General features: G+C 64.1%; 28 protein-coding genes and 1 pseudogene. 15 read left to right on the top strand and 14 right to left on the bottom strand.

What is annotated here, in order from left to right; genetic code table 11:
• The first annotated feature begins 40 nt into the window (after window positions 1-40).
• The 7 genes from LB577_RS13345 (at window position 41) to LB577_RS13315 (ending at window position 4,392) form a co-directional block, all read left to right on the top strand.
• Window positions 41-265, top strand: a complete 225-nt coding sequence (locus tag LB577_RS13345) for a DUF2007 domain-containing protein (RefSeq protein ID WP_013896710.1) — start codon at window positions 41-43, stop codon at window positions 263-265.
• Complete coding sequence (locus tag LB577_RS13340) at window positions 265-1,080, top strand: tRNA1(Val) (adenine(37)-N6)-methyltransferase (RefSeq protein ID WP_224687038.1); 816 nt, start codon at window positions 265-267, stop codon at window positions 1,078-1,080. The genes LB577_RS13345 and LB577_RS13340 overlap by 1 nt, the downstream gene beginning before the upstream one ends.
• 79 nt (window positions 1,081-1,159) lie before the next feature.
• On the top strand, window positions 1,160-2,023 hold the full coding sequence (locus LB577_RS13335; protein WP_013896712.1) for a S49 family peptidase: 864 nt from the start codon (window positions 1,160-1,162) through the stop codon (window positions 2,021-2,023).
• A gap of 141 nt (window positions 2,024-2,164) precedes the next feature.
• Window positions 2,165-2,350 (top strand): membrane protein, encoded by a 186-nt coding sequence (locus LB577_RS13330; RefSeq protein WP_013896713.1) that lies wholly within the window; start codon window positions 2,165-2,167, stop codon window positions 2,348-2,350.
• Between the two features lie 26 nt (window positions 2,351-2,376).
• Complete coding sequence (locus LB577_RS13325; RefSeq protein WP_224687037.1) at window positions 2,377-3,276, top strand: 4-(cytidine 5'-diphospho)-2-C-methyl-D-erythritol kinase; 900 nt, start codon at window positions 2,377-2,379, stop codon at window positions 3,274-3,276.
• A complete protein-coding gene (gene moaB / locus LB577_RS13320) occupies window positions 3,263-3,817 on the top strand; it encodes a molybdenum cofactor biosynthesis protein B (RefSeq protein ID WP_224687036.1) in 555 nt (184 codons plus the stop codon). The genes LB577_RS13325 and moaB overlap by 14 nt, the downstream gene beginning before the upstream one ends.
• Window positions 3,818-3,918: 101 nt before the next feature.
• Window positions 3,919-4,392: a GFA family protein gene (locus LB577_RS13315; RefSeq protein WP_224687035.1), complete on the top strand. Its 474-nt coding sequence runs from the start codon at window positions 3,919-3,921 to the stop codon at window positions 4,390-4,392.
• On the opposite strand, the pseudogene LB577_RS13310 reads toward LB577_RS13315, so the two are convergent.
• Together LB577_RS13310 and LB577_RS13305 are read right to left on the bottom strand one after the other, a co-directional pair.
• Window positions 4,382-4,651, bottom strand: a pseudogene (locus LB577_RS13310) (hypothetical protein); the annotation flags it as partial. The gene LB577_RS13315 and the pseudogene LB577_RS13310 overlap by 11 nt on opposite strands.
• A 16-nt stretch (window positions 4,652-4,667) precedes the next feature.
• Window positions 4,668-5,189 carry a glycosyltransferase gene (locus tag LB577_RS13305; protein WP_224687034.1) on the bottom strand — a complete coding sequence of 174 codons (522 nt, stop codon included), beginning with the start codon at window positions 5,187-5,189 and terminating at the stop codon, window positions 4,668-4,670.
• Between the two features lie 150 nt (window positions 5,190-5,339).
• Between LB577_RS13305 and LB577_RS13300 the strand changes: the two genes are divergently transcribed.
• Window positions 5,340-6,494, top strand: coding sequence for a PA0069 family radical SAM protein (locus tag LB577_RS13300; protein WP_023778642.1), 1,155 nt, complete (start codon window positions 5,340-5,342; stop codon window positions 6,492-6,494).
• A gap of 130 nt (window positions 6,495-6,624) precedes the next feature.
• On the top strand, window positions 6,625-7,320 hold the full coding sequence (locus LB577_RS13295) for a ribonuclease HII (RefSeq protein ID WP_224687033.1): 696 nt from the start codon (window positions 6,625-6,627) through the stop codon (window positions 7,318-7,320).
• Between the two features lie 284 nt (window positions 7,321-7,604).
• Here the strand turns inward: LB577_RS13295 and LB577_RS13290 are convergent, their stop codons facing one another.
• The 7 genes from LB577_RS13290 to LB577_RS13260 all read right to left on the bottom strand — a co-directional run bounded on the left by LB577_RS13290 (window position 7,605) and on the right by LB577_RS13260 (window position 13,191).
• A complete protein-coding gene (locus tag LB577_RS13290) occupies window positions 7,605-8,096 on the bottom strand; it encodes a F0F1 ATP synthase subunit B (RefSeq protein WP_023764547.1) in 492 nt (163 codons plus the stop codon).
• Between the two features lie 10 nt (window positions 8,097-8,106).
• Complete coding sequence (locus tag LB577_RS13285) at window positions 8,107-8,706, bottom strand: F0F1 ATP synthase subunit B (protein ID WP_013896721.1); 600 nt, start codon at window positions 8,704-8,706, stop codon at window positions 8,107-8,109.
• A 64-nt stretch (window positions 8,707-8,770) separates the two neighbouring features.
• Window positions 8,771-8,995 carry a F0F1 ATP synthase subunit C gene (locus LB577_RS13280; protein ID WP_013896722.1) on the bottom strand — a complete coding sequence of 75 codons (225 nt, stop codon included), beginning with the start codon at window positions 8,993-8,995 and terminating at the stop codon, window positions 8,771-8,773.
• An 87-nt stretch (window positions 8,996-9,082) separates the two neighbouring features.
• Entirely contained in the window at window positions 9,083-9,841 is a 759-nt protein-coding gene (locus LB577_RS13275; protein WP_224687032.1) for a F0F1 ATP synthase subunit A, read from the bottom strand.
• Window positions 9,842-9,897: 56 nt separating this feature from the next.
• Window positions 9,898-10,305, bottom strand: coding sequence for an AtpZ/AtpI family protein (locus LB577_RS13270; RefSeq protein WP_224687031.1), 408 nt, complete (start codon window positions 10,303-10,305; stop codon window positions 9,898-9,900).
• 256 nt (window positions 10,306-10,561) lie between these two features.
• Window positions 10,562-11,746: a cell wall hydrolase gene (locus tag LB577_RS13265; protein ID WP_224687030.1), complete on the bottom strand. Its 1,185-nt coding sequence runs from the start codon at window positions 11,744-11,746 to the stop codon at window positions 10,562-10,564.
• Between the two features lie 146 nt (window positions 11,747-11,892).
• Window positions 11,893-13,191: an MFS transporter gene (locus tag LB577_RS13260; protein ID WP_224687029.1), complete on the bottom strand. Its 1,299-nt coding sequence runs from the start codon at window positions 13,189-13,191 to the stop codon at window positions 11,893-11,895.
• Window positions 13,192-13,309: 118 nt separating this feature from the next.
• Here LB577_RS13260 and LB577_RS13255 point away from each other — a divergent pair, with 118 nt between their 5' ends.
• Entirely contained in the window at window positions 13,310-14,233 is a 924-nt protein-coding gene (locus tag LB577_RS13255) for a LysR substrate-binding domain-containing protein (protein WP_224687028.1), read from the top strand.
• Window positions 14,234-14,249: 16 nt separating this feature from the next.
• Here the strand turns inward: LB577_RS13255 and der are convergent, their stop codons facing one another.
• Together der and LB577_RS13245 are read right to left on the bottom strand one after the other, a co-directional pair.
• Window positions 14,250-15,680, bottom strand: a complete 1,431-nt coding sequence (gene der, locus LB577_RS13250) for a ribosome biogenesis GTPase Der (RefSeq protein WP_023764553.1) — start codon at window positions 15,678-15,680, stop codon at window positions 14,250-14,252.
• A gap of 63 nt (window positions 15,681-15,743) precedes the next feature.
• Window positions 15,744-16,409, bottom strand: a complete 666-nt coding sequence (locus tag LB577_RS13245) for a tetratricopeptide repeat protein (RefSeq protein ID WP_013896729.1) — start codon at window positions 16,407-16,409, stop codon at window positions 15,744-15,746.
• A 216-nt stretch (window positions 16,410-16,625) separates the two neighbouring features.
• Here LB577_RS13245 and LB577_RS13240 point away from each other — a divergent pair, with 216 nt between their 5' ends.
• The gene (locus tag LB577_RS13240; protein ID WP_224687027.1) at window positions 16,626-17,633 is read left to right on the top strand and encodes a polysaccharide deacetylase family protein; all 1,008 of its coding nucleotides are present in this window, start codon (window positions 16,626-16,628) and stop codon (window positions 17,631-17,633) included.
• A gap of 36 nt (window positions 17,634-17,669) precedes the next feature.
• Here LB577_RS13240 and sbmA read toward each other — a convergent pair whose 3' ends face one another.
• From sbmA to LB577_RS13225, 3 genes are all read right to left on the bottom strand, one after another.
• Complete coding sequence (gene sbmA, locus LB577_RS13235; RefSeq protein ID WP_224687026.1) at window positions 17,670-18,929, bottom strand: peptide antibiotic transporter SbmA; 1,260 nt, start codon at window positions 18,927-18,929, stop codon at window positions 17,670-17,672.
• A 114-nt stretch (window positions 18,930-19,043) separates the two neighbouring features.
• A complete protein-coding gene (locus tag LB577_RS13230; protein ID WP_224687025.1) occupies window positions 19,044-20,204 on the bottom strand; it encodes a YbfB/YjiJ family MFS transporter in 1,161 nt (386 codons plus the stop codon).
• 118 nt (window positions 20,205-20,322) lie between these two features.
• A complete protein-coding gene (locus LB577_RS13225) occupies window positions 20,323-20,547 on the bottom strand; it encodes a hypothetical protein (RefSeq protein WP_224687024.1) in 225 nt (74 codons plus the stop codon).
• Between the two features lie 95 nt (window positions 20,548-20,642).
• Here LB577_RS13225 and LB577_RS13220 point away from each other — a divergent pair, with 95 nt between their 5' ends.
• From LB577_RS13220 to LB577_RS13205, 4 genes are all read left to right on the top strand, one after another.
• Window positions 20,643-21,605 carry a LysR substrate-binding domain-containing protein gene (locus tag LB577_RS13220; RefSeq protein WP_224687023.1) on the top strand — a complete coding sequence of 321 codons (963 nt, stop codon included), beginning with the start codon at window positions 20,643-20,645 and terminating at the stop codon, window positions 21,603-21,605.
• 29 nt (window positions 21,606-21,634) lie between these two features.
• On the top strand, window positions 21,635-22,891 hold the full coding sequence (locus tag LB577_RS13215; protein ID WP_224687022.1) for an aminopeptidase: 1,257 nt from the start codon (window positions 21,635-21,637) through the stop codon (window positions 22,889-22,891).
• A gap of 16 nt (window positions 22,892-22,907) precedes the next feature.
• Complete coding sequence (locus LB577_RS13210) at window positions 22,908-23,261, top strand: DUF488 domain-containing protein (RefSeq protein ID WP_224687021.1); 354 nt, start codon at window positions 22,908-22,910, stop codon at window positions 23,259-23,261.
• 235 nt (window positions 23,262-23,496) lie between these two features.
• Window positions 23,497-24,077: helix-turn-helix domain-containing protein (locus tag LB577_RS13205; RefSeq protein WP_224687020.1), on the top strand; the 581-nt coding region annotated here is incomplete at its 3' end.

The following is a 24,077-nucleotide window of genomic DNA, read 5'->3' as shown; positions in this document are numbered from 1 at the left end:
GGCCGTTTACATCGGCGCCGCAAACTGAGAGTTTCGCCCGATGATAGAGCTGATCCGCACCAACGACGCCGTCATCATCTCCTTTGTCGAATCGCTGATGCGCGATGCCGGCATCGGCTGTTTCGTCGCCGACCAGAATATGAGCGTGCTCGACGGCTCGCTCGGCATCCTGCCACGGCGCGTCATGGTCGACGCCGAAAAGGCCGACGCGGCGCGGCGTATCCTTACCGATGCCGGCATCGCCAACGAGATACGCGGAAAATAATGTCGGCAGCCCCAGCCGCCCCTGCCCTTGACACCTTTGGCCCGGACACACCGGCCCACACGGTCGACGCCTTCCATCGCGGCCGGTTCTGGCTCGTGCAGCCCAAGCATGGCGGCCATCGCGCCGGCATGGATGCAATGATGCTGGCGGCATCCGTGCCATCCTCCTTTGGCGGACGCCTCGCCGATTTCGGTGCCGGAGCGGGCGCTGCGGGCCTCGCCGTGCTGTCGCGCTGCCCGGGTGCGGCGGCCGTGCTCGTCGAGCGCGCGCCGGAAATGGCGGCCTTCGCGGCGGCCACCCTTGCCCATCCCGGCAATGCGCATCTCAGCGATCGCGCATCGGTGCTTGTCGCCGATGTCACGATGTCGGGCCGGGTACGGGCAGCGTCCGGCCTCGCCGACAATGATTTCGACTTCGTCATCATGAACCCGCCTTTCAATGCCCCCCGGGACCGGGCAACCCCCGCCCCCCTGAGGAAGGAAGCCCATGTCATGGAGGACGGGCTGTTCGAGAGCTGGATCAGAAGCGCGGCGGCGGTGGTCAGGCCGCGTGGCGGGCTTGCGGTCATTGCGCGGCCCGAGCAACTCGGTGCCATCCTCGATGCGATATCAGGCCGTTTCGGCGATGCCGAGATGCTGGCTGTCCATCCTCGCCCCGACGCGGCGGCGATCCGCATCGTCGTGCGGGCGACGCTCGGGGCGCGGGGAAAGCTTGCCATCCGCCCGCCGCTGATGCTTCACGCGCTGTCGGGCAATGGTCCCGACGAGCGCAGCGAAATGATCACCAACGGTCTCGCCTCGCTGTTCGGAGATTGAGCTATTCCTGGCCACCACATTGCCGTTGGCCGGGGAATCCCTACATGCCTGCAACCCATCGACCGGAGAGCCCACCCACGTGAAACGTCTTTTCAACCGCCTGCTGCCGAAATCCTGGCGCTCCACCGTCGTCACCATTCCGGTCATCCGGCTGCACGGCACCATCATGGCCGGCGGCGGTCCGTTCCGGCCGAGCCTGTCGCTTGCCTCCACTGCCGGCCTGATCGAGAAGGCGTTCTCCTTCGAAGCGCCCGCTGTCGCCATCTCGATCAATTCGCCTGGCGGCTCACCGGTCCAGTCGCGGCTGATCTTCAAGCGCATCCGCGACCTGGCGACCGAAAAGAACAAAAAGGTGCTGGTCTTCGTCGAGGATGTCGCGGCTTCGGGCGGTTACATGATCGCGGTCGCCGGTGACGAAATCTTCGCCGATCCGTCCTCGATCGTCGGTTCCATCGGCGTGGTCTCGGCCTCGTTCGGCTTTCCGGAGCTGATGAAGAAGATCGGCGTTGAGCGCCGTGTCCACACCGCCGGCCAGAACAAGGCGGTGCTCGATCCGTTCAAGCCGGAGAAGAAGGAGGACGTCGAACGGCTGAAGGCACTGCAGCTCGAGGTGCACGAGACCTTCATCGATCTGGTCAAGGAGCGGCGAGGCACAAAGCTGAAGGACGATCCGGACCTGTTCACCGGCCTGTTCTGGACCGGCAAGAAGGGCCTGGAGCTTGGCCTCGTCGATGCGCTCAGCGACATGCGCACGGTGCTCAAGACCCGGTTCGGGGCGAAGACCCAGCTCAGGCTGATTACCGCGCCGCGCGGCTTCCTCGGCCGCTTCGGCCTGTTCGGCTCGAGCCAGGGCTTTTCCGCGCCCGATATCGCCGCTGCGGCTGCCAGCGGGGTCATCGATGCGGCGGAAGAGCGCGCGTTGTGGGCTCGGTTCGGGCTTTGAAAACCGCGTAAAACCGTCTAGCATAGGTGCCTTGAAGTCTCGTGCCTGTCGTTTTGCCAAAACCGAACACATTTTTGGGCGACATGCATTAACCGACCCGACCGGCCGCCTTCGCCGGCCCAGCGTGGGAGGAGTTTTGACATGCCGCAGATCATTTTCTTCACCGTCGTTGGCGTCGCCGCCTATTTCGGCTACCGCACATTCGTGCGCGAAGCCGAGCGCGTGACGGCCAAGGTGCGGCGCACCGAAAAGCAGGCGGCCAACGGCGCGATGGGAACGCTGGTCAAGGATCCCAAGACCGGCGAATACCGGCTGGCCAAGGACTGAGCATCATCTCCCAAACGACTGACGCCGTGGACACCGACATCGGTTCGCGTACCTGGCATGCGCCCGCCAAGATCAACCTGGCGCTGCACGTCACGGGAAGGCGCGCCGACGGCTATCACCTGATCGAAAGCCTGGCGGTGTTCACGCGTTTTGGCGACCGGGTCGAGGTCGCGCTCGCCGACAGCGACGATTTCACCGTGTCCGGGCGATATGCGCCGGAGGTTCCCCTCGACGCCGGCAATCTGGTGTTGAAGGCGCGCGATGCGCTGCGAGGAGAGGCCGGACCGCACAAGACCCCGCCTGTCGCCATCAAGCTTGAAAAGAACCTGCCCGTCGCCTCCGGTGTCGGCGGCGGATCCAGCGACGCGGCGGCGGTATTGCGCGGCCTGGCGCAGGCATGGGGTCTGGACATCGATGGCGCCGGGCTGGCGCGGATCGGTCTTTCGCTTGGCGCCGATGTGCCGATGTGCCTAGCGGCCAGGCCGCTGGTCGCGCGCGGCATTGGTGACGAGCTGTCGATGGTGCCGGACGTCTCGGCGCTGGGGCTGGTGCTGGTCAATCCGGGCATGCCGGTCTCGACGGCCGAGGTGTTTTCGGCACTTTCCCACCGGGACAACGAGCCGTTGCCGCCGCTGCCGCGCGGCATCGATTTTCACAGCCTGCGCAACTGGCTGGAACTCACCCGCAACGATCTCCAACCGGCGGCGCAGGCGATACAGCCCGCCATAGGCCGGGCGCTTTCATGGCTCGATAAGGCTGGATCGGGTTTTTCACGCATGTCCGGATCGGGCGCGACGTGCTTCGGCCTGTTCGAGACCGGCAATGTCGCCAAGCGCGCGGCGGCCGAGATCCGCGGCCGCCAGCCAGACTGGTTCGTCGCGGCGACGCGCAGCATCGCATCGGAGGGCGCAGATGGCCAGAACTGACGAGAGCCGTTCCTTCATTCCGGTGCGTGTCGCGGTGCTGACCGTTTCCGACACGCGCAGCCTCGCCGACGACAAATCCGGACAGACGCTGGCCGACCGCATCACCGAGGCCGGCCACATCCTGGCCGCCCGCGATATCGTCACCGACGACCGCGACAAGATCCGCGACAAGGTGCTCGACTGGTCGAAGGACGCGGCGATCGACGTCGTCATCACCACCGGCGGGACAGGCTTTACCGGGCGTGACGTAACGCCGGAGGCGCTGGAACCGATCTTCGAAAAGCGCATGGATGGCTTTTCGGAAGTGTTCCACCGCATCTCCTACGACAAGATCGGCACCTCGACGATCCAGAGCCGGGCGACCGGCGGCGTCGTCAACGCCACCTTCGTCTTCGTACTGCCGGGCTCGCCCGGTGCCTGCAAGGACGCCTGGGATGGCATCTTGAAGGCGCAGCTCGACTACCGGCATATGCCCTGCAACTTCGTCGAGATCATGCCGCGCCTCGACGAGCACCTGCGGCGCGGCAAATCAGCTCCGTAAAGCCGAGGCTAGGCGCCGGTTTCACGTCGCGTTGCCAGGCAAAAGGCTGCCCTCGCCTTCGAAAGACCATTCCAAACCCGATGCCGGAGGAAGTACCCTTCGTGGCGGCGGCCCTTGCCGTTGACGACGAGGCGGAAGCGATGACTGTGCATGCCGGCGGATGCCATTGCGGCAACATACGCCTTCAATTTTCAACCGACCTTGACCCGTCGCAAATCGAAGTCCGTGCTTGCCAATGCGCGTTTTGCATCAAACATGGCTCGCGCGCCGTTGCCGATCCGAACGGCCAATTGATCGTCTCGGTCGAGAACGACGCCCGGTTGCACCGATACCGGTTCGGATTGCGCACCGCCGACTATTTGATCTGCCGGGACTGCGGCGTCTATGTCGCGGCGGTCACCACCGACGGTGGGGATTCAAGGGCGATCGTCATCGTCAATGCCCTGGACGACCGGCTGCGGTTCAGCCGCGAGCCAGCGGCCATGGACTATGATGCCGAGAGCAGGCAAGGCCGCATTGCCCGGCGACAGGCACGCTGGATGCCTGTGGAGATCCTGTCCGCTTTCAGCGGATGACCGGTTCGCCGTGAAACCACCGGCGCGAAGGCGCAGATACGCCGGAGCCGACTTCCATCATCAGCCGCAGCGTGCACGCCGGCACGGTGCCCATGTGCAAGCCGAACGGGTCCTCAACGAAGCCGAGGCCAGCTTCGCCGGTCAGCGTCACCGGGCTTTGCTCGCCATAGACGTCCAGGACCTCCTTGGCGGGATGGCCGACCAGCAGGGTCAGCTGATGCTTGAGGGCGCGGCGATTATGCCTGCCCCTGACGTAGACAGCAGCTGCAAAAGAATCATTTGCGCGATTCCCGCTTCGCCGGCGCTACCCAGATCTCGGCGTCGAGCTTCTTTGTCGCCAGGCCGCGTGCAAGCGCCTCGGCACTGCCGGCGTGCTTCGACAAGGACGCTGCCTGCCGCTTGCTGATCACCAGTCCGTCGGCCAGCGCGCGATTTCCCGAAAACACCCGCGCCAGGAACGGCACACGGCTGCCGCGTGAGCGCGAGAACCGCGCCGCCATCGTTTGCCGGGCCATGTGGGCGACGACCGCTTCGGTCCAGCCATCCACCAGCCTGGCGCCCGGCTCCAGCAGCAACAGCCAGTCGCCCTTGGCCTGCCTGATGCCGGCGGCAACACCGCCGCTCGCCACATAATGGCAGCCGGCATGTTCGGCGACATGATGCGTCTGGTCGGTGGAGCCGGTATCGCAGACGACGACCTCGCGCACCACGCCCTCGACGGCGCCGCCAATCAGCGAGCCGAGCGTGCGGGCGAGAGCCTCCTCGTCATTGCGGGTTTCGATGAGAACACTGAGCATCGTCAGCCGAATAGCGGAAAGGCGGACGCGATGCCAGTTTTTGCAACGCACCACAGAAAGTTCTTGCTTTGTTCTCATCAAGGAAATAGGAATAATTTCATGAGCAGAGCGATTCGACACAACATGGACAGTCCCTGGGAGCGGGCGAAGATGGAGCCGATCATGCGCGCCGACATTGCAGCCTTCGGAGCAGGACGGGCCGAGATGGCCAATGCGATGATCGAGCAGAGCGGCATGCGCATCCGTCCGGATCGCAACCGTGGCCGCTCGGCGGGCATCAATCCGTCCGGCAGGTTCGAGCCGGTCACCCGTCATGTCTTCGACGATGGCTGGAGTTCGCTGGAGGAATTGCCGCCATTCAAGACCGAGGTGCAGGTGGAAAAGCCGCGCACCATCATCACCCGCAACGAATCGCCCGACATTTCCTTCGACCGCTCGATCAACCCCTATCGCGGCTGCGAACATGGCTGCGTCTATTGCTTCGCGCGGCCGACCCATTCGTTCATGGGCCTGTCGCCGGGCCTGGATTTCGAATCCAAGCTGTTCGCCAAGCCGGACGCGGCGCGGCTGCTCGACAAGGAGCTGTCGAAGGACGGCTACCAGCCGCGCACCATCGCCATCGGCACCAACACCGATCCCTACCAGCCGATCGAGAAGCAGTACCGGATCATGCGCGAGATCCTCGAAGTGCTGGAGGCGCGCGGCCATCCGGTCGGCATCGTCACCAAATCCGCTTTGGTGACCCGCGACATCGACATCCTGTCGCGCATGGCCGAGCGCGGGCTCGCCAAGGTGGCGCTGTCGGTGACGACGCTCGACCGCATGCTGGCGCGCACGATGGAGCCGCGCGCATCGACGCCGACCAAGCGGCTGGAAGCGATCAGGCAGCTTTCCGATGCCGGCATTCCGGCCTCGGTCATGGTGGCGCCGATCATTCCCGGCCTGACTGACCAGGAGATGGAACGGATCCTCGATTCGGCGAGCGCCGCCGGCGCGCGCGAGGCGGGTTATGTTGTGCTGCGCCTGCCGCTGGAGGTCAGCCCGATCTTCAAGGACTGGCTGCTGCGCCACTATCCCGACCGCTATCGCCACGTGATGTCGCTGATCCGCTCGATGCGCGACGGCAAGGACTACGATTCGGAATGGGGCAAGCGCATGAAGGGCGCCGGACCTTATGCCTGGCAGATCGGCCGGCGCTTCGAAATCACCGCCAAGCGGCTCGGCCTCAATGCCGAACGGCGCACGCTGCGAACCGACCAGTTCGTCGCCGCGGGAAAGGACCAGGAGCAGCTGATGCTGCTTTGATCTGCCCTTTTCGCTTGTGAAATCCCGTCCGGCCTGCCCCGGCCAGCAGACGGTGCCCTCCCGGTCCGGCGCCCCACCCGACCCGGAGGGACTTGCGGAGAATCGGAACCGATGCGAACCTCGCCGCAACATGGCTCGCGCGCGTTCTGATTCTCCGCTTCTCTTCGGAATTGTCGAGAAACCCGATTTCTCCTTCGAGACGAAGGCGATGGCCGACGGCCTGTGGCCAGTGGCGGGGATGGACGAGGCTGGCCGTGGCCCGCTGGCCGGGCCGGTGGTCGCTGCGGCGGTGGTGCTCGACCCAGCCAACATTCCCGAAGGCCTCGATGATTCCAAACGGCTCAGCCATTTGCAGCGCGAGGCATTGTTCCTGCGCATTCTGGGCTCCGCGCAGGCGGTCTCGATGGCCTCGATCAGTGCCGAGGGCATCGACGGCAGCAATATCCTCAAGGCGAGCCTTGAGGCGATGCGACGCGCGCTGGTCGGGCTGTCGGTTCGGCCTAAGCTCGCGCTTGCCGACGGACGCGACGTGCCGCCGGGGTTGCCGTGCGAGGGCCGCGCATTGATCAAGGGGGACCAACGCTCGCAATCGATCGCCGCTGCCTCCATCGTCGCCAAGGTCATGCGCGACCGCATGATGTGCGGTTGCGGCAGCCATAACGGCCGCTACGGATTCGAGGTGCACATGGGTTACGCCACGGCCCGGCACCGCACGGCCATCGAGGCGCACGGCCCGGTCGCGCGCCTGCATCGCGTGTCGTTTTCGCCGTTCAGGCTTGGCGGCGCCGAGGTGGTTGAAGAAGAGATCTTCGACGGGTTGGATTGAGCTTGAGCGACGGTAGCTGATCTCCCCCTTGAGGGGAGATGTCCGGCAGGACAGAGGGGGGCGCTGTCCCGCCAGCCTATCAGCCAGTTGCGCCCAGGTTCCACGGATAATTCGCACCCGACGCAACCGATGAAAATCGAACTGCTGGCGTTCCTTCACGCCCCCCTCTGCCCTGCCGGGCATCTCCCCCACGAGGGGGGAGATCGGCAGCGTTGGCATCGACGCACAACAAAAAAGCCGCCAGGTTTCCCAAGCGGCTTTGATTGGACTGCGTTCGCTAAAGTCTAGTTGAGCTTTGCCTTCACGTCCGCCAGCGAAGCTTTGAACAGATCGGCTCCGGCCTTGACGTCGACCTTGGCGGCGAGCAGCGCGCGGGCGGCCTCGACGGCAATGTCGACGGCGCTGGCGCGGACTTCGCTGATGGCGTCACGCTCGGCCTGGCCAATCTTCTGCTCGGCCAGCGCGGTGCGCCTGGTAACATAGTCTTCGGTCTTCTTGTGCGCTTCGGCGGCGAGCAGATCGGCCTCGCGCTTGGCGGCCGCGACGATGTCGGCTGCCTCCTGCTCGGCTTCCTTGCGCTTGCGCTGATACTGGCTGAGCAGTTGCTGGGCCTCCTCACGCAGCTTGCGTGCCTCGTCGAGTTCGCTGCTGATGCGCATGGCGCGGGCATCGAGCGCCTTGGCGATCAGGCGGGGCACCTTGATGTAGACGGCGATGGCCAGGAAGATGACAAGGGCTATCGTTGCCCAGAGCGTCGCGAGAGATGTAGCGTCCATGATGCGCTCCTCACCGGGCCACGGATTTGACCGCGGCCGCGATCTCGGCCTTGCTGGCCTTGCCGCCGACCAATGCTTCGACGATCGCCGAAGCGGTGTCCTCGGCGATGCTGCCGACTTCCTTCATGGCGTTGGCCTTGATGGAAGAAATGCGCGCCTCGGCCTCGCCGAGCTTCTCGTCGAGCGCGGCCTCGATCTTCTTGCGCGCGGTGTCGGCTTCCGCCTTGGCCGCATCGGCGGCCTGCTGGCCGATCGAGTTGGCGTTCTTCTTGGCTTCCGCCAGTTCCTGCTCGTAAGCGGCAACAGCGGCGTCGGCCTCGCCTTTCAGCTTGGCTGCCTGGTCGAGATCCTGGCTGATGCGGTCGTTGCGGACATCGATGATGCCGCCGACGCGCGGCACCACGACCCGCTTCAGGAAGAGGTAGAACAGCCCAAAAGTGATCGCCAGCCACAGAAGCTGCGACGGGAAAGTCGCAGGATCGAACGGCGGAAATGTGCCGTGCGCCTCAGCAGGCACGCTGGTGCCGGAATGCGTGTCGCCTTCCGTCGCAGCGTGGCTGGTATCGGCTGATGGCGCGGACTCTTGCGCGAAGGCAGATGTCACGAACATGGACTATCCCCAGATATCAGGCCCGCCGCTTGCGCGGCCGGCCTGTCCAATCTTCCCAGTGCTCTCAGCCGAACAGGGCCAGAAGCGCGATGAGAAGCGAGAAGATGCCCAGAGCTTCGGTCACGGCGAAGCCGAAGATCAGGCGGCCGAACTGGCCATCGGCAGCCGACGGGTTGCGCAGTGCGCCCGAGAGGTAGCTGCCGAAGATGTTGCCCAGGCCAATGCCCGCGCCACCCATGCCCAGGCAAGCGATGCCGGCGCCGATGTACTTTGCTGCTTCTGCGTCCATTTGTTCAACTCCTTTGGATCTGAAATTCCGTTGCGATTTCCATCCGGCGCCAATGTTGGAAACGTTGGGCCGGAAACTCTTGGGGCCTTAGTGCCCGGGATGCAGGGCGTCGTTGAGATACATGCAGGTCAACACCGCGAAGACGTAGGCCTGCAGGAAGGCGACCAGTAATTCAAGCGCCGTCAGCGCCACCGCCATGGCCAGCGGCAGGACCGAGCCCGCGACACCGACCGCGCCGAGCGCGGAGAGGCTGACAACGAAGCCGGAGAACACCTTGAGCGTGATGTGGCCCGCCAACATGTTGGCGAACAGACGAACCGAGAGGCTGACCGGGCGCGATACGAAAGAAATGACTTCGATCAACACCACCAGCGGCAACAGGAACACCGGCACGCCATGCGGCACGAACAGTTTCAGGAAACCGAGCCCATGCTTCATGAAGCCGTAGACCACCACGGTTCCGATCACCAATGCGGCGAGGCCGAAGGTGACGATGATGTGGCTGGTGACGGTGAAGAAATAGGGGAACAGGCCGAGCAGGTTGGCGACCAGAACGAACATGAACAGCGAGAACACGAAGGGGAAGAACTTCATGCCTTGCGTGCCGGCGGCGTCGCGCAACATGTTGCCGACGAACTCATAGGCCATTTCGGAGATCGACTGCAGCCGGCCGGGAACCAGGCTGCGGCTCGACGTCGTCAGCAGCAGGAAGGCCGCGGCAACGACCACGGTCGCGACCATGAACAGTGCCGAATTGGTGAAAGACAGGTCATAGCCGCCGATGTTAATCGGAACCAGCTTGATGATATTGAACTGGTGGATCGGATCGACCTTGTCAGCTGCCACGTTCTAACCCCGTCAATGCCGCGTACGGCCAAATTACCATTGCCGCGCGAGCCCGGCTATTTGCTGTCGTCTCGGCCAGGGCGCGATTTATTGCCCTGTCCGAATTCCGCCACAACGCCCGCGGACCGCATGACATTGAGCACGCCGGCGCCAAACCCAAGCAGCAGGAAAACGATCAGACCCCACGGCGATGTCCCCGCCATACGGTCGATGATCCAGCCGATGCCGGCGCCCACCACCACGCCAGCGATGAATTCACTGGAGAGTTTGACCGCCTGGCCGTATCCGGCCGCACTGCCCGCTTTCGCGCCGTCTTTCCCCTCGAGCCGGTTCGGCAGCCTTGTCGCAAGCGATGCTTCAAGTTCACGCCGACGTCGCTCAAGATCGTCGTCACGGATGTCAGGTTCATGCTGCTTGCCGCGGCCGGTTTCTCCGGTTCCGTCTGGCCTATTTTTATTGGCCATCGTAACCCCCCTGCCCGGTCAGACCGTCACCGTCCGTCCGCTTGTAAAGTCGCCGGCAACATAGTTAGAGGGTTTGCGCCCGTCAAGCCACGGGCGGAAGTTCATTGCCATGTATTTTAGGCAATAAAAACAAGCAATTAGCGAGGTGCGACATCGTGCCCGCCGCAAGGATGGGGATGCATTGCGCGAATCCCCCCGGCAATGGCTCCCTGATCGATCGCATGGCTGCCCGAAAAAGACCGGCGACCGACGCCACTCAGCTCCAGCCGCCACTATAGGTGCGGTAGAAGATATGCAGGCCGATCTTGGTCATCTTCTGCATCGTGCGCGCCCAGCCGGGATGGACGTACTGGGCGTAGTAGTGGGTCGACGATCCGACCTCCGGGATGAATATCTTGCCGGCGGTGACGGCCATGGCGATGTCCTGGGCGGTCTTGTAGGCGGCAGGACTGTCTATGCGCTTCTTCCTGCCGTCACACGCGAATGAGAACTGGCAACGATTGAACCAGCTGTCGTTCTGGTAGACGACCCCGCAGATCGAATTCGGATAGGCCGGGTTGCGGACGCGGTTGAGGATGACCTGGGCGACGGCAGCCTGACCGCGCACGGATTCGCTCCTCGCCTCGAAGTAGATGCCGTTGGCCAGGCATTTCTGCTCCGGCTTGGAAAAGACGCTCTCAGGCAGCGGGTTCTGGATCCACGAGTGGTCACCCTTGACCATCGGTGGGATGAAGCGGCCGCTGTTGGGCTGCTCGTCCTGCAGCAGGGCTTCGAAGGGCGAGGCCTTGGCATAGTCCGGCTCGGATTGCGCATAGGCCGTCGCCAGCACATCCGGATGATCGTTGTTGACCAGGGCGGCAAGCATGGTCGGCACGCCGGGATCGGGCTTCTTGTCCTCACGCGCATGGAAGGCGGCCGCGATCTGGATCTCCTTGCCTTTGATCTGCGGCTTGGCGAAGGCCATCTTCAGGTCGCTGTCCATGCTGGGCCGCATCAAGGATGAGGTCCGCTGGAAGATCGACCCTGCGTTGAAGTTCTTCGGCGGGGCAACGGGAGAGACCTGGACGATGCGGCCCTTCTTGTCGGCGCGCACGACGCGAGCCTCGTCGGGCGTGGCGCTGACCTTGCCGCCCTTGCCGCGAAACGACACGTTGCCGACGCCGGCCAGATGAACACCAGATCCGGAGATCGAACCGGTGACGTCGGAATCGATGAATGGCATCTCGGCTGCGTGAACCGAGCCGGCGACCGATTTTTCGACGTAGGAATTCCAGCGCGCGGTGGGCGCTTCCAGGCCGGACACAAGGCTTGTCATGTCCTGGTAGGCGGCGACGGTCGGGAAGCCGATCCAGATGCCGAGACCGATGATGAACGGAGACACGAGGCTGCGTTTTTTCTCACCGGCGACGGCTGCCAGCCGCTTCAACAGACGTCGATGCACGGAACTCTCTCCAGGAACGCTACTGACCCCACTGGAGAGCAAAATGATGCATTAACCTTGATGGGACGTTAACGGGATCGATCGGGTTGTCCCAGTCTCCTCAGGGTCGTGGCGCCGAAGTCGGGCGGTTTTGCGGCAGGCGTTCCTCAAGTTTGCCGCAGGAAGATCGGCCAGGCGATCAGCGCGCAGATCGCGGCCGACAGCCAGACGCCCGACCATGACCAGAGATGCAGCAGCCCGGGAATGGCCACCGGCACCAGGAAGAAGCCGACGAAGACAAAGGTGTTGGCTAGGCTGAGTGCTGTTCCGACATGGCCGGCGCCGGCCAGCGTGGCAAGCTCGGTGTAGGCAACGCCATGCCAGGCCGAAACCGAGATGCCCGCGACAATCAGCACCAGGGGAAGGACAGCGATCAGGAAGGATTGGCCGCCAGGCATGGCGGGGCTGACCAGGACCAGCACCCAGAGGATCACGAAGGCGAGCGCGCTGAGCGCACTGCATGAGCGCAGAAACCGGCGGCGGTTGCCATGGCGGTCGGTGAAGCGGCCGCTCCAGACGCGCATGACCATGGCACCGGTCTGCACCGCGGCGAGGCTGGCGCTGATCGCTGCCGTTCCCAGCCCGGCGAAGTCGTGCAGGAACACCGAGGCGAAGGTGAGCACCGCCACTTGCGGGAAGCACAGCAGCCCAATGGCGGTGGCGATGCGCCAGACTTCGATGTTGCGCAATGGTGCCGGTCCGGCCACAGCCGTCGAAGCGACATTTCCGTGGTCCTGCGCCGGCGGCTCGTGCAGCCAGCGCCAGGCGAACAGGCTGGACAGAGCGGACGCCGCCGCAAGCAGCCCGAACACCGCGGCAAAGCCGAACGCCAGGGCAAGCGAGGGCAGCACCAGTGCGCCGAGGCCGCCGCCAAGCGGCACCGCCGTCTGCCTTATGCTCATGGCAAAGCCGCGTTCGCTTTCCCGGAACCAGGCCATGATGGCGCGGCCGCTCGAACCGTTGACGCTGCCGCCGAGCAATCCCGCGAAGAGCAGGCTCGCCGACAGGAGCGTGACATCGGGGACGCCGGTTCTGGTCGGCACGACGAGCATCGCCATGGCAAACAGCCATGCAGCCGTCGCGCCGAGCCCGATCAGAAGCACGCGGCGATCGCCCCAGCGGTCGGTGAGCAGGCCCCATGGCAGCTCGCTGAGCGCAACCCCCAGCCCGAGAAGGCTGAGCGCCACGCCGAGTTGCGCATTGCTCAAATGGTAGCCTTGGCGAAGCACGACGGCCGTTGCCGGTATGCCGGAGAAGGTCGCCGAGAAACTGGCGTTCGCGGCGACGCCGATGCCCAGAACCTTCCAGCGATGACCGGGACCGAATACCCTCCCCGCAGGCCCGGCGGCCCTGTCTTTCAGGATTTGTGCTGGCTGTTGATCGGCGCAGTCGACGATGGCGGACATGGTTCTATTCCCGTGGTGGCCAGCGCTGCCGACCTTGACGGGTTCTATCTACCGCCATAAATCAGTCCTTAAAATCAGGAAGTTTTTGACATTCGATTCGAAAATTTGGGACAATGGCATGCGACGCGTAACATTCGACCTCGACGTTCTCCGCAGTTTCGTCACCGGCATGGAACTGGGCAGCTTCGCCAAGGCGGCCGACCGGCTTGGCCGCTCGACCTCGGCGGTCAGCGCCCAGTTGAAGAAACTGGAAGAGCAGGCGGCGACGCCGATCTTTCGCAAGTCGGGACGCGGCCTCGCCTTGACGGAGGCCGGCGAGACCATGCTCGGCTATGCGCGCCGGCTGCTCGAATTGAATGACGAAGCGGCTGCGGCCATCCACGACGTCGAGCTGGAAGGCTGGGTGCGGCTCGGCCTGCAGGAGGATTTCGGCGAGGCGGTGCTGCCCGAAGTGCTCGGCCGCTTCGCCCGCGCCCACCCCAAGGTCAAGATCGAAGCCAGGATCGCACGCAGCCACGAGCTTGCCGAAAGGGTCATGTCCGGCAGTCTCGACATCGCGCTGGCCTGGCACAGCGGGGAGACGCTGCCTTACAGCCAGCACGTCGCCGATGTTCAAATGCGCTGGATCGGTCCGGCAAAGCGCATCGCGACCAGCCTGCACGACGGTGAGCCGCTGCCGCTGGTAGCGCTCGAAGCGCCCTGCCTGCTGCGCACGGTGGCGACCGAAACGCTCGACCGTGCCGGCCTGCCTTGGCGCATGGCCTTCTCCAGCCCGAGCCTTGGCGGCATCTGGGCGGCGGTCGCCGCGGGGCTGGGGCTGACGATCCGCACGGATATCGGCCTGCCGGCCAGCGTCAGCGCGATGACGCCGGAGATCGCCGGGCTGCCAGCGCTGCCCAAGATGGCGCTGTTGCTGCATCGCAGGGATGCCGAGCCCGAGCCGGTGGCGGCCCGCCTCGGCGACATCCTGCTGGAGGCGGCGCGGCAGGCGCTGCCGGAAACGACGCGGACAAAGGATGCGGGCTTGCGTGCCGTGGCCTGATCAGGCGAGCCGAGGCTCAGCCGCGTTTCTTGGCCCGGCCGGCGAACGGATTGTCCGAGGTGCGCAGCGCGATGCGGATCGGCACGCCCGGCATGTCGAAGGCTTCGCGCAGGCTGTTGGAGAGATAACGGACATAGGATTGCGGCATCGCATCCGGCCGCGAGCACTGGACCACGAAGCCCGGCGGCCGCGTCTTGGCCTGGGTGACATATTTGACCTTGAGCCGGCGCCCGGCGACGGCAGGCGGCGGATGATGCGCCAGTATGGCTTCAAGCCAACGGTTGAGCTTGCCGGTCGAAACACGGCTGTTCCACACCTTGTGCGTCTTCAGTACCGCATCCATCAGCTTGTCGAGGCCGCGACCGGTCTCGGCCGAGACCGGCACGGCCTGGATGCCGCGCGCCTGCGGCAACAGCCGTTCGGTTTTCTCGCGCAGTTCCGCCAGGAGCTCCTGCGGATGATCGATCAAGTCCCATTTGTTGAAGGCGATCACCGGCGCCCGGCCCTCGCGGATGATCAGGTCGGCGATCTGCAGATCCTGCTTCTCGAAGGGAATGGTGGCGTCGAGCACGATGATGACGATCTCGGCGAAACGGATGGCGCGCAAGCCGTCCTGCACCGACATCACTTCCAGCTTCTCGTGAATCCTCGCCTTGCGGCGCATGCCGGCCGTGTCGAACAGCTTTATCCGGCGGCCGCGCCAATCCCAGTCGACCGAGATCGAATCACGGGTGATGCCGGCCTCCGGTCCGGTCAAAAGCCGCTCCTCGCCGATCAGCGCGTTGATCAGCGTCGACTTGCCGGCGTTCGGGCGGCCGACGACGGCGATGCGCATCGGCTTGGTGTCGTCATAGGCAGGCTCGGCGTCCGGATCGGCGATGTCCTCGCCGATCAGCACCTCGCCGGTAGCGATCTCCTGGTCGTCTTCCTCGTCCTCGCCGAAGGCGCGCGCCTCGCCGAGTGCCGCGATCACCGCATCGCGCAGATCGGGCATGCCCTGGCCGTGTTCGGCCGAAACCGGAATCGGCTCGCCCAGCCCGAGCTCCCATGCCTCCAGCATGCCGCCCTGCGCGCCCTTGGCCTCGGCCTTGTTGGCGACCAGCACGACCGGCTTGCCGGATTTTCGCACGATCTCGGCAAAAGTCCTGTCGTCGGGCAGCAGGCCGGATTTGGCATCGATGGTGAAGAAGATCAGGTCCGCCTCGCGAATGGCGATCTCGGTCTGCGCGCGCATGCGGCCCGGCAAGGTCGAGGCAGCCGCGTCCTCGAAGCCCGCGGTATCGATGACGTCGAAATGCAGGTCGTAGAGCTTGGCGGCATGGACGCGACGGTCACGGGTGACGCCCGGCGTGTCGTCGACAAGCGCCAGCTTCCTTCCCACCAGCCGATTGAAAAGGGTCGATTTGCCGACGTTAGGTCTGCCGATGATGGCGACTTTGAAGGTCATACGGTCCTACAATGATGCATGTCGTTGTCCCAAAACCGCTGCACACTTTTGGGCGACATGCATTTACGACGCATTGCCCGAACCACGGATCAGCTCGGACATCAGCGTTGCCCGCTCGCGGGTGTTGCGCGGGGCGCCGTCATCGGAGGCGATCTGATCGAACAGCTTCAGAGCGTCCTGTGTCTTGCCTTCCTTCCAGGCGGCAAGGCCGAGCGCCTCGCGCGCCGTGTGGCGCAGCGTGTTGGTGTCCGAGGTCAGCGCCTCGACGCGGCTGGACACGTCGGCGAAGGAGCCGTGGTCGACGAGCAGGAGCGCCGCCCTGAGCCGCGCCATGTCGCGAATGCCCTGGGGAATGGCGGTGTCGGCGGCGACCTCGTCGAAGTCCTTGACGGCGGCATCGACGTCGCCCTTGCTTGCCTTGACTGTCGCGGCGCGCATGCGGGCGAGCAGCGGATAGGCGCCGTAGCCGTCCTTCTCCAATTGATCGAGCGCTGCCAGCGCCTCGTCGTTCTTGCCGTCATTGGCAAGCTTGAGCGCCTGCGAGAAGGCGTCGCCGGAGCGGTTGGCGCGCGTCTCGTCCCAGTAGCGATAGCCGACGAAGGCGGCGGTGCCGAGCACCACGAGGATCGCAGCGACAAGCAACGCCGGGCCGAAACGGTCCCACAGCTTCTGCGCCTGGTCGCGGCGCATCTCGTCGTTGACTTCACGGATAAAACTGTCGTCGGACATCAATCAAACCATTCCTGCCCCGGGCCGGGGCGGTTCATGAGCCCGCGTTTTAGCGAAATTTTGTCGGCATGGAAGGGGTTCGGCTGGAAAATCGCCTATTCCCGGGGCAAACGGATGTTTGCCCTTTAGGACAAACCGGCGAAAAGCCCAATCGCACCCGCGCCACATTTAGGCGATAGCCGGCTTGCTGACCGCCCGGAGCCCGGATTTCTGCCCATGTATCGCTCGTCCCGCGTTGTTGCGTTCTCGCTTGCCTTGCTCGCCCCTGCCGGCGCGGTTTTGGCCGATCCGCCCGCGGCGCCGACGCCGGCAAAGCCGAAGCAGGTCGTCATCGTCTCCTTCGACAGTGCCCGCGACATCTCGCAGTGGAAGCGCAGCCGGGCACTGGCACAGCGCACCGGCGCGCATTTCACCTATTTTGTCTCCTGCGTCTTCCTCCTGTCGCCCGAGACACGCAAGGAATACACCGCGCCAGGCAAGACACCGGGCAAATCCAACATCGGCTTTGCCGCTTCAAAACAGGAAGTGGCCGAGCGGCTCGAACAGGTCGGCCTCGCCGCCCATGAGGGCCACGACATCGCCAGCCACGCCTGCGGCCATTTCGACGGCAAGGATTGGAGCAAGGCCGACTGGCTGAAGGAGTTCGGCTCATTCGAACGCATTCTCGAGAACGCCTATTCGATCAACGGCATCGCGCCTGAACCCAAGGGCTGGCGTGATTTCGCGCGGCATGCGGTTGCCGGCTTCCGCGCGCCGTATCTGTCGGCGAGCAAAGCGCTCTACGAGGCACTTCCCGACGCCGGCTACCAGTTCGACGCCAGCGGCGTCTCGCAAGGCCCTGCTTTGCCGACGGCCAGCAACGGCATCATGCATTTTTCACTGCCGCAGATTCCAGAGGGACCGAAATCACGGCCGGTGATCGCCATGGATTACAATCTCTATGTCAGGCATTCCGGCGGCTTCGAGCGGCCAAGCAAGGTGGACGCGTTCGCAAACCGGACCTATCAGGCGTTTCGCGCCGCTTTTGACACGCAATATCAGGGTAAGCGCATTCCGCTTGAACTCGGCTTCCACTTCACGCTGATGAATGACGGCGCCTACTGGAACGCGCTGGAGCAATTTGCCGGCGAGGTCTGCGTCAAAGCGGATGTCGAGTGCATCAGCTTTCGCGACTATGTTTCGCGGCAACGCGACGCCGAGAGACAGGCGTCGGTTGGCGGCTGAGCCGCCAACCCGTTTCCACATCAAACCGAAATCGTCTTAAGCCGGATCCTCGGCACCCTGCCTTGCCAGATAGCGCTGGTCGATATCGGGCAGCGGCTCGCCGAGAAGCGTCGCCTCGAAGGCGCGCAGACGCTTGTAGATCGAGATCAGTTCGACGATCTGAGGCCAAGCGCTAACCAGATATTGGAACGAACTAGAAACCTGGCCGAAGGCAGTGCTGATCTGCTGCCATATGCCCAGCGTGATTTTGCCGGCGGCGATGGTCGGAATAAGAATAACGCTCGAGAAGATGGCGTCTGCTTGGCCGAATCCGGCCCGGAAAACGTTGAAATAGGCGTAGTGGAAATAATAGCGGAAATAAGAGCGCCGTACGTTCTCGAATAACTCGGCAAGGCTCGGCGGCGTGGCCCGGTCGGGATCATCCTCGCCATAGACAAGTTCCTTGCGGTAGGCCGCCTCCACCCGCTGGTTGCGGAATTCCATGCCGGGCAACTTTATGCCGGCAACGGCAAGCAGAACGGTCCCGAACAAGGACCACAGCAACGCGGCGATCACAAGCGAATGAGGGATGGAACCGACGATCGGCAGCTCGGTGATGTGCGCGGACAAGGCATCGAGCACTGGTAGGAACGCGATCAGCGTGAGCAACGAATCGGCGAAAGCGACACCCAGTTGCTCCATTGAGGTGGAGAAACGCATAGTGTCCTCCTGGACGCGCTGCGAAGCACCTTCGATGTGGCGCAGCCTCGGCCAGTTCTGTGCGTAGAAGTCGTTCATCGCGGTGCGCCAGCGGAAGATGTAGTGGCTGACGATGAAACGGGTCACCACGAACAGCGAGATGAACATCAAGCCGATCAGGGCGTAGACCCAGAACAGACTATAGAGTTCTGCAGCCGATACCGAGCCCGGTACAGTCAACGCCTTTTGGAAGAGATCGAAGAATGGTCCGCGCCAATTGTTGAGCGCAACATAAATCTCGACGTTTAGGTACGTCGAAAAGAGTATAAGCGCTGAAACGAGGATCGACCAGTTCTGCCAGGGGTGCGGTGCGTAGAAGCGCCAGAACAGGTAGAAGATGGCCAGCATTGCCCCGAAATAAATATAAAACCACAGGAATGGCGGCGACCAAAACACAGGCACGCCAAGGATAGGTGGTGCGCCTGGTGCTGCCATCGGAAAGCCGATGTGGGCTCCCAGTTGCTGACCTCCGAAAAACCAGAACAAGATCGCCGCAAGGCTCCAGACGGCGGCCGAAGTGAAGAACAGCTTCGGCTGCGGGAAGAAAGATACGAACACTGTGGCGAATTCCTCGATCTATGCGCAAATCAGCGGGTTTGAGCGGGCATAAGGTCACACATTAGGGGGAAAGAAAATGCCTGCCCGATGCTCGGCGCAGAGCAAGACCACAAATCATGGCGATTTTGGCGCAGCCGACCATGTGATGACGCCGGAGACCAGCAGCATGGCCGCGGCAACGATCGAAGCGAGGAAGAAATTGCCCGACGCCTGCGCCAAAAGCCCGGCGGCGATCGGGCCGATGATCTGGCCAAAACCGAAGGATGCCGTCATCAACGCAAAGACACGCCGGGGCGCCCTCGGCGCCTGCTGGCGCGCGGCCTGCAGACCAAACGCCGTGATGGCGATGAAGGTGCCACCGAGCAGCAGACCGCCAAGCAGCGGTCCGGAATATCCGCCAAGTGCCACGCTGGCGATGACGCCGATCACTTCGATGAAGCAGGCCAGCGCATAGGCGGCGTGTAGCCCGATCCAGCCCGCGATCTTCTGCCAGAACCAGATCGAGGGGAAGCCCGCAAGGCCAGCGACCATCCACACAATGGCCTCGAAAACACGGCTGCCTCCGCCTTGCCGGACGATGGCGACCAGGAATGTCGCGGTCACCACATAGCCAAACCCGAACAGGCCGTAGGCGACAATGATCTTCATCAGCGACCGGTCTTTCGGCAGCGCCGGCTCGCGGGCGGCCTCGGCATCGGCGAGCGGGCCTTCATTCACCAACAGCGCGACGACCACGAAACCGCATGCCGAAATTGCCGCCGACCACAACCAGCCAGCCGCCCAGCCGGCATGTTCGGCGACCAGCACCGCCATCATCGCCGCCGAGATCGCGATGCCGAGGCCAACGCCGCCAAAATGCCACGCCTGCAGGTCGCCGCGTCCGGCCGCCGCGATGTGGCTGAAGACGATGCTGGCCATGAAGACCATGACGAAGGCGCTCGCCAGGCCGGCCAGAAAGCGGACGGCGAGGAAGACGGCCATGGCGTCGGTCAGCCCCATCAGCGCGGCCAGGATGGTGCTGGCGCCGAGGCCGACCAGCATCAGCGGACGCTCGCGCCCATGCGCCCAGCCGCCCGCAGCGGCAAGCGCGCCGATGAGATAGCCGAGATAGTTGGCCGAGGCGATCCAGCCGGCATTGGCCGGCGACAGATGCAGTTCTTCCATCATGCCGGGCAGGATCGGCGTGTAGACGAAACGGCCGATGCCCATGGCGACGGCCATGGCGATCATGCCGGCGAAGGCGTAGCGCAGCGCTGTTGAATTGGCTGATGTCATTGCAGCGCACAATAAATGCAGGGATCGCTGAAACAATCCGCCATCCGTTGGGCCAGTGCGGCCGCGGAATGCCAGGTCGTGGTCGACCTGTCCTGAAACTGGAAAGCGCGGCGTCCGCTCAGCAGCGCACGCCGAAACTGGCGTGCAACGAAGCGGTCTCATGCACGGTCCGCCGTGCCGTCAGCCTGAACGGCACATCGCCGAGTTCGCGCTCCGACATGGTGTTCAGCACAGGATGCGAAAGCGGATCGATCAGCCACCTCTGCGTGTCGCTCTCGCGGCCTGGTTCGTACGGCGAGGCCGCGGCGAACAAGACCTTCAGCGATGACAATATCCCTGGCATTTTCGGCTCCGCCGGTCGGTCTCCCATCTATAAAATCCGCCGTTTCGATGTGTCTTTCAATTGAGATTTCGGCCTAATCGGTTAGAAAATCTCAAATGAGCGTGCTCAACCCCATCCACCTCAACGGCCTTCGCGCCGTCGAAACCGTAGCCCGTCTCGGATCGCTCGCAGCGGCGGCGAGCGAACTCAATGTTTCCGTCAGCGCCGTCAGCCAGCAGATAAGCCGCACCGAAAAGCAGCTCGGCCAGGCGCTGTTCGAGCGCACGCCGAGCGGCCTTGTGCTGACCGAATTCGGCGCCGTGTTCGCGACCCGGCTCGGCGCGGGGTTTCGTGAGCTGGCCCAGGCGGTGGCGCTGGCCGATGAGGCGACACAATGCACATTGGTGGTTTCGGTGGCGCCGGCCTTCGCCTCGAAATGGCTGCTGCCCAGGCTATCGCGTCACTTCGACCGGCATCCCAACGTGCTGCTGCGCATCGACGCCTCGGTGCGGCTGGCCAATCTCGACCATTCCGACATCGATATCGCCATCCGGCTCGGCGGCGGCAAATGGCCGGGCGGGCAGGCAGAACTGCTTTTGGCGCAGGAGGTCTTCCCGGTCTGCGCACCCGACATCGCCCGGAAATTGAGATCGATCGAGGACCTTGCCCAGACATGCGCCATCACTGACGAGCGGGCGATGATCAACTGGGAAAGCTGGTTTGCCGCGGCCGGCGTCCAACCCGTCACCTTCCAGAAGGGCGCGCGCTTCACCGATCCGATGCTGTGCCTGGAATCGGCCATTGCCGGCCATGGCGTGATGCTCGGCTGGCAATTGCTGGCGGCCGATGCGCTGGCCGACGGGCGCCTGGTGGCGCCATTCGGAATCCGCGCCCAGAGCGGGCTCGGTTACTGGCTGGTGACTTCGGCGGAGAAGACCGAGAGCCGCAAGGTCCGGGACTTCAAGGCCTGGATCAAGGAGGAGATCGCGGCGACGATGGCACAGTTCGGATCGGCGACCGCACGCCCGACCGGCGCGATCGCGGTGGAAAGCGCAGTGTCGTCGGTCTATGTAGATTGAGAAATCCAACAACGACGGCAGGCAGGATCATGACCACACATTCGCGCGGCGTTTCCGCATCGATCGACCCGGTGAAGCTCGACAGGCTGGCGGAAGTCGCCATCAAGGTCGGACTGCAACTGCAGCCCGGTCAGGATCTGGTGCTGACCTCGTCGATCGCGGCCCTGCCGCTGACCAGGCGCATCGTCGAGCATGCCTACAAGGCCGGCGCCGGTCTGGTGACGCCAATCTTCAACGACGACGAGATGACGCTGGCGCGCTACCGCTTCGGCGCCGATGCGGGTTTCGACCGCGCCGCCGGCTGGCTCTATGAAGGCATGGCGAAGGCCTTTTCCAACAATGCGGCGCGGCTGGCCGTGCGTGGCGAGGATCCCTCGCTGTTGTCGGCGCAGGACCCGGCGAAAGTGGCACGTGCCAACAAGGCAAACTCGATGGCCTACCAGCCGGCGCTGGAAAAGATCACCGGCTTCGACATCAACTGGAACATCGTCGCCTATCCCGACCTCGCCTGGGCCAAGCAGGTGTTTCCGGACGACGCCGACGATGTCGCGGTGGCCAAGCTCGCCGACGCCATATTCGCCGCCTCGCGGGTAGACGTGGAGGATCCGATCGGCAACTGGAAGGCGCACAATGCGGCGCTGCGCGGCCGGACCGAATGGCTCAACGGCCACAATTTCCACGCGCTGCATTTCACGGGACCGGGCACTGACCTCACTGTCGGGCTGGCGGACGGCCACGAATGGATGGGCGGCGCCTCGACCGCCAAGAACGGCATCACCTGCAATCCCAACATCCCGACCGAGGAGGTCTTCACCACGCCGCATGCGCGGCGCGTCGAGGGTCATGTCTCGTCGACCAAGCCGCTGTCCTATCAGGGTACGCTGATCGATGATATTTCGGTGCGGTTCGAAGAGGGCCGGATCGTCGAGGCAAAGGCATCGAAGGGCGAGGACGTGCTGAAGAAGGTGCTCGACACCGACGAAGGCGCGCGGCGCCTCGGCGAAGTGGCGCTTGTGCCGCATTCATCGCCGATCTCGGCCAGCGGCCTGTTGTTCTTCAACACGCTGTTCGACGAAAACGCCGCCTGCCACATCGCGCTCGGCCAGTGCTATTCCAAGTGCTTCGTCTACGGCGCATCGCTCAGCCAGGGCGAGATCGCCGCGCGTGGCGGCAACAAGAGCTTCATCCACATCGACTGGATGATCGGCTCGGACAAGATCGACATCGACGGCGTCCACAAGGACGGTGCCCGCGTGCCGGTGATGCGCAAGGGCGAGTGGGTCTGACGGCACGGAGGGTCGGATGGCTTTCGACCTGGAGGTCAAGCGGATCTATGAACCACCCGCTTCCGATGACGGGCAGCGGGTTCTCGTCGATCGGGTATGGCCGCGCGGCGTCAGCAAGAAGGACGCCGCGCTGACGCTGTGGCTGAAGGACATCGCGCCGAGCGACGAGTTGCGCAAATGGTTCGGCCACGAGCCGGCGCGCTGGGCCGACTTTCAGAAGCGGTATCGCGCCGAGCTGGACGGCAATGGCGAGGCGGTGACGCAACTGCGTGAACTGCTTGGCGACGGCAAGGTGACGCTGCTCTACGGCGCGCATGATGAAGCGCACAACAATGCGGTGGCGCTGGCGAGGTATTTGCGCGCGGGTTGAGGGCGCCCGGACCTTCTTAGGCAGGCGGGACAGCGCCCCCCTCTGTCCTGCCGGCCATCTCCCCCTCAAGTGGGGAGATTGGCAGCTTTCGCCGCTCCGCCATTCTTGTCACGCTCGTAATTTGCGAAGACGACGATGACAGCGGGTCTCCCCACTGTTTGGACCGGGGACATCGCGAACAGGTGTGCGAGGACATCGCGAACAGTTTGGCGTGCTTTGCGCCGGGAGGTTCGCGATGCCATTTGGGGACACCAGTGTGATGGATGGGAAGTTGGAGTTTGTGCGTCTTGCTGCGCAGGACGGCAGCAATGTCAGTGCGCTTTGTCGTCGTTTCGGGATCGGCCGCACTTGTGGTCACAAGTTGATTGCGCGGTATCGCGCCCATGGCGAGGCCGGGCTCGCGGAGCAGTCGCGCCGCCCGGCGACGAGCCCGTCGCGCAGCGTCGATGCAGTCGAGGCGGCGGTTCTTGGCATGCGCCGGGCACACCCGGCCTGGGGCGGACGCAAGATCGCCAAGGTGCTGCGGCGCGAAGGAACCGGTTCGCCTGCACCCTCCACGGTGACCGGGATCCTGCATCGCAACGGCGTCGAGCTGGGCTTGCTGGGGGGTGGAGCCAAGCCGTTCGGGCGCTTCGAGCATGCCGCCCCCAACGATCTGTGGCAGATGGACTTCAAAGGCCATGTGGCATTGCGGCAGGGCGGCCGGCTGCATCCGCTGACCGCGCTCGACGATCATTCCCGCTTCTCTGTCGTGCTGCAGGCTTGCATCAACGAGACCGGCGAAACGGTCAAAGCCCACCTGATTGCCGCCTTTCG

Origin of the sequence: Mesorhizobium sp. B283B1A (assembly GCF_020165735.1) — a bacterium.
In the GTDB taxonomy this organism is placed as follows: domain Bacteria; phylum Pseudomonadota; class Alphaproteobacteria; order Rhizobiales; family Rhizobiaceae; genus Mesorhizobium; species Mesorhizobium opportunistum.
This window is presented reverse-complemented; position numbering and strand designations above follow the sequence as displayed.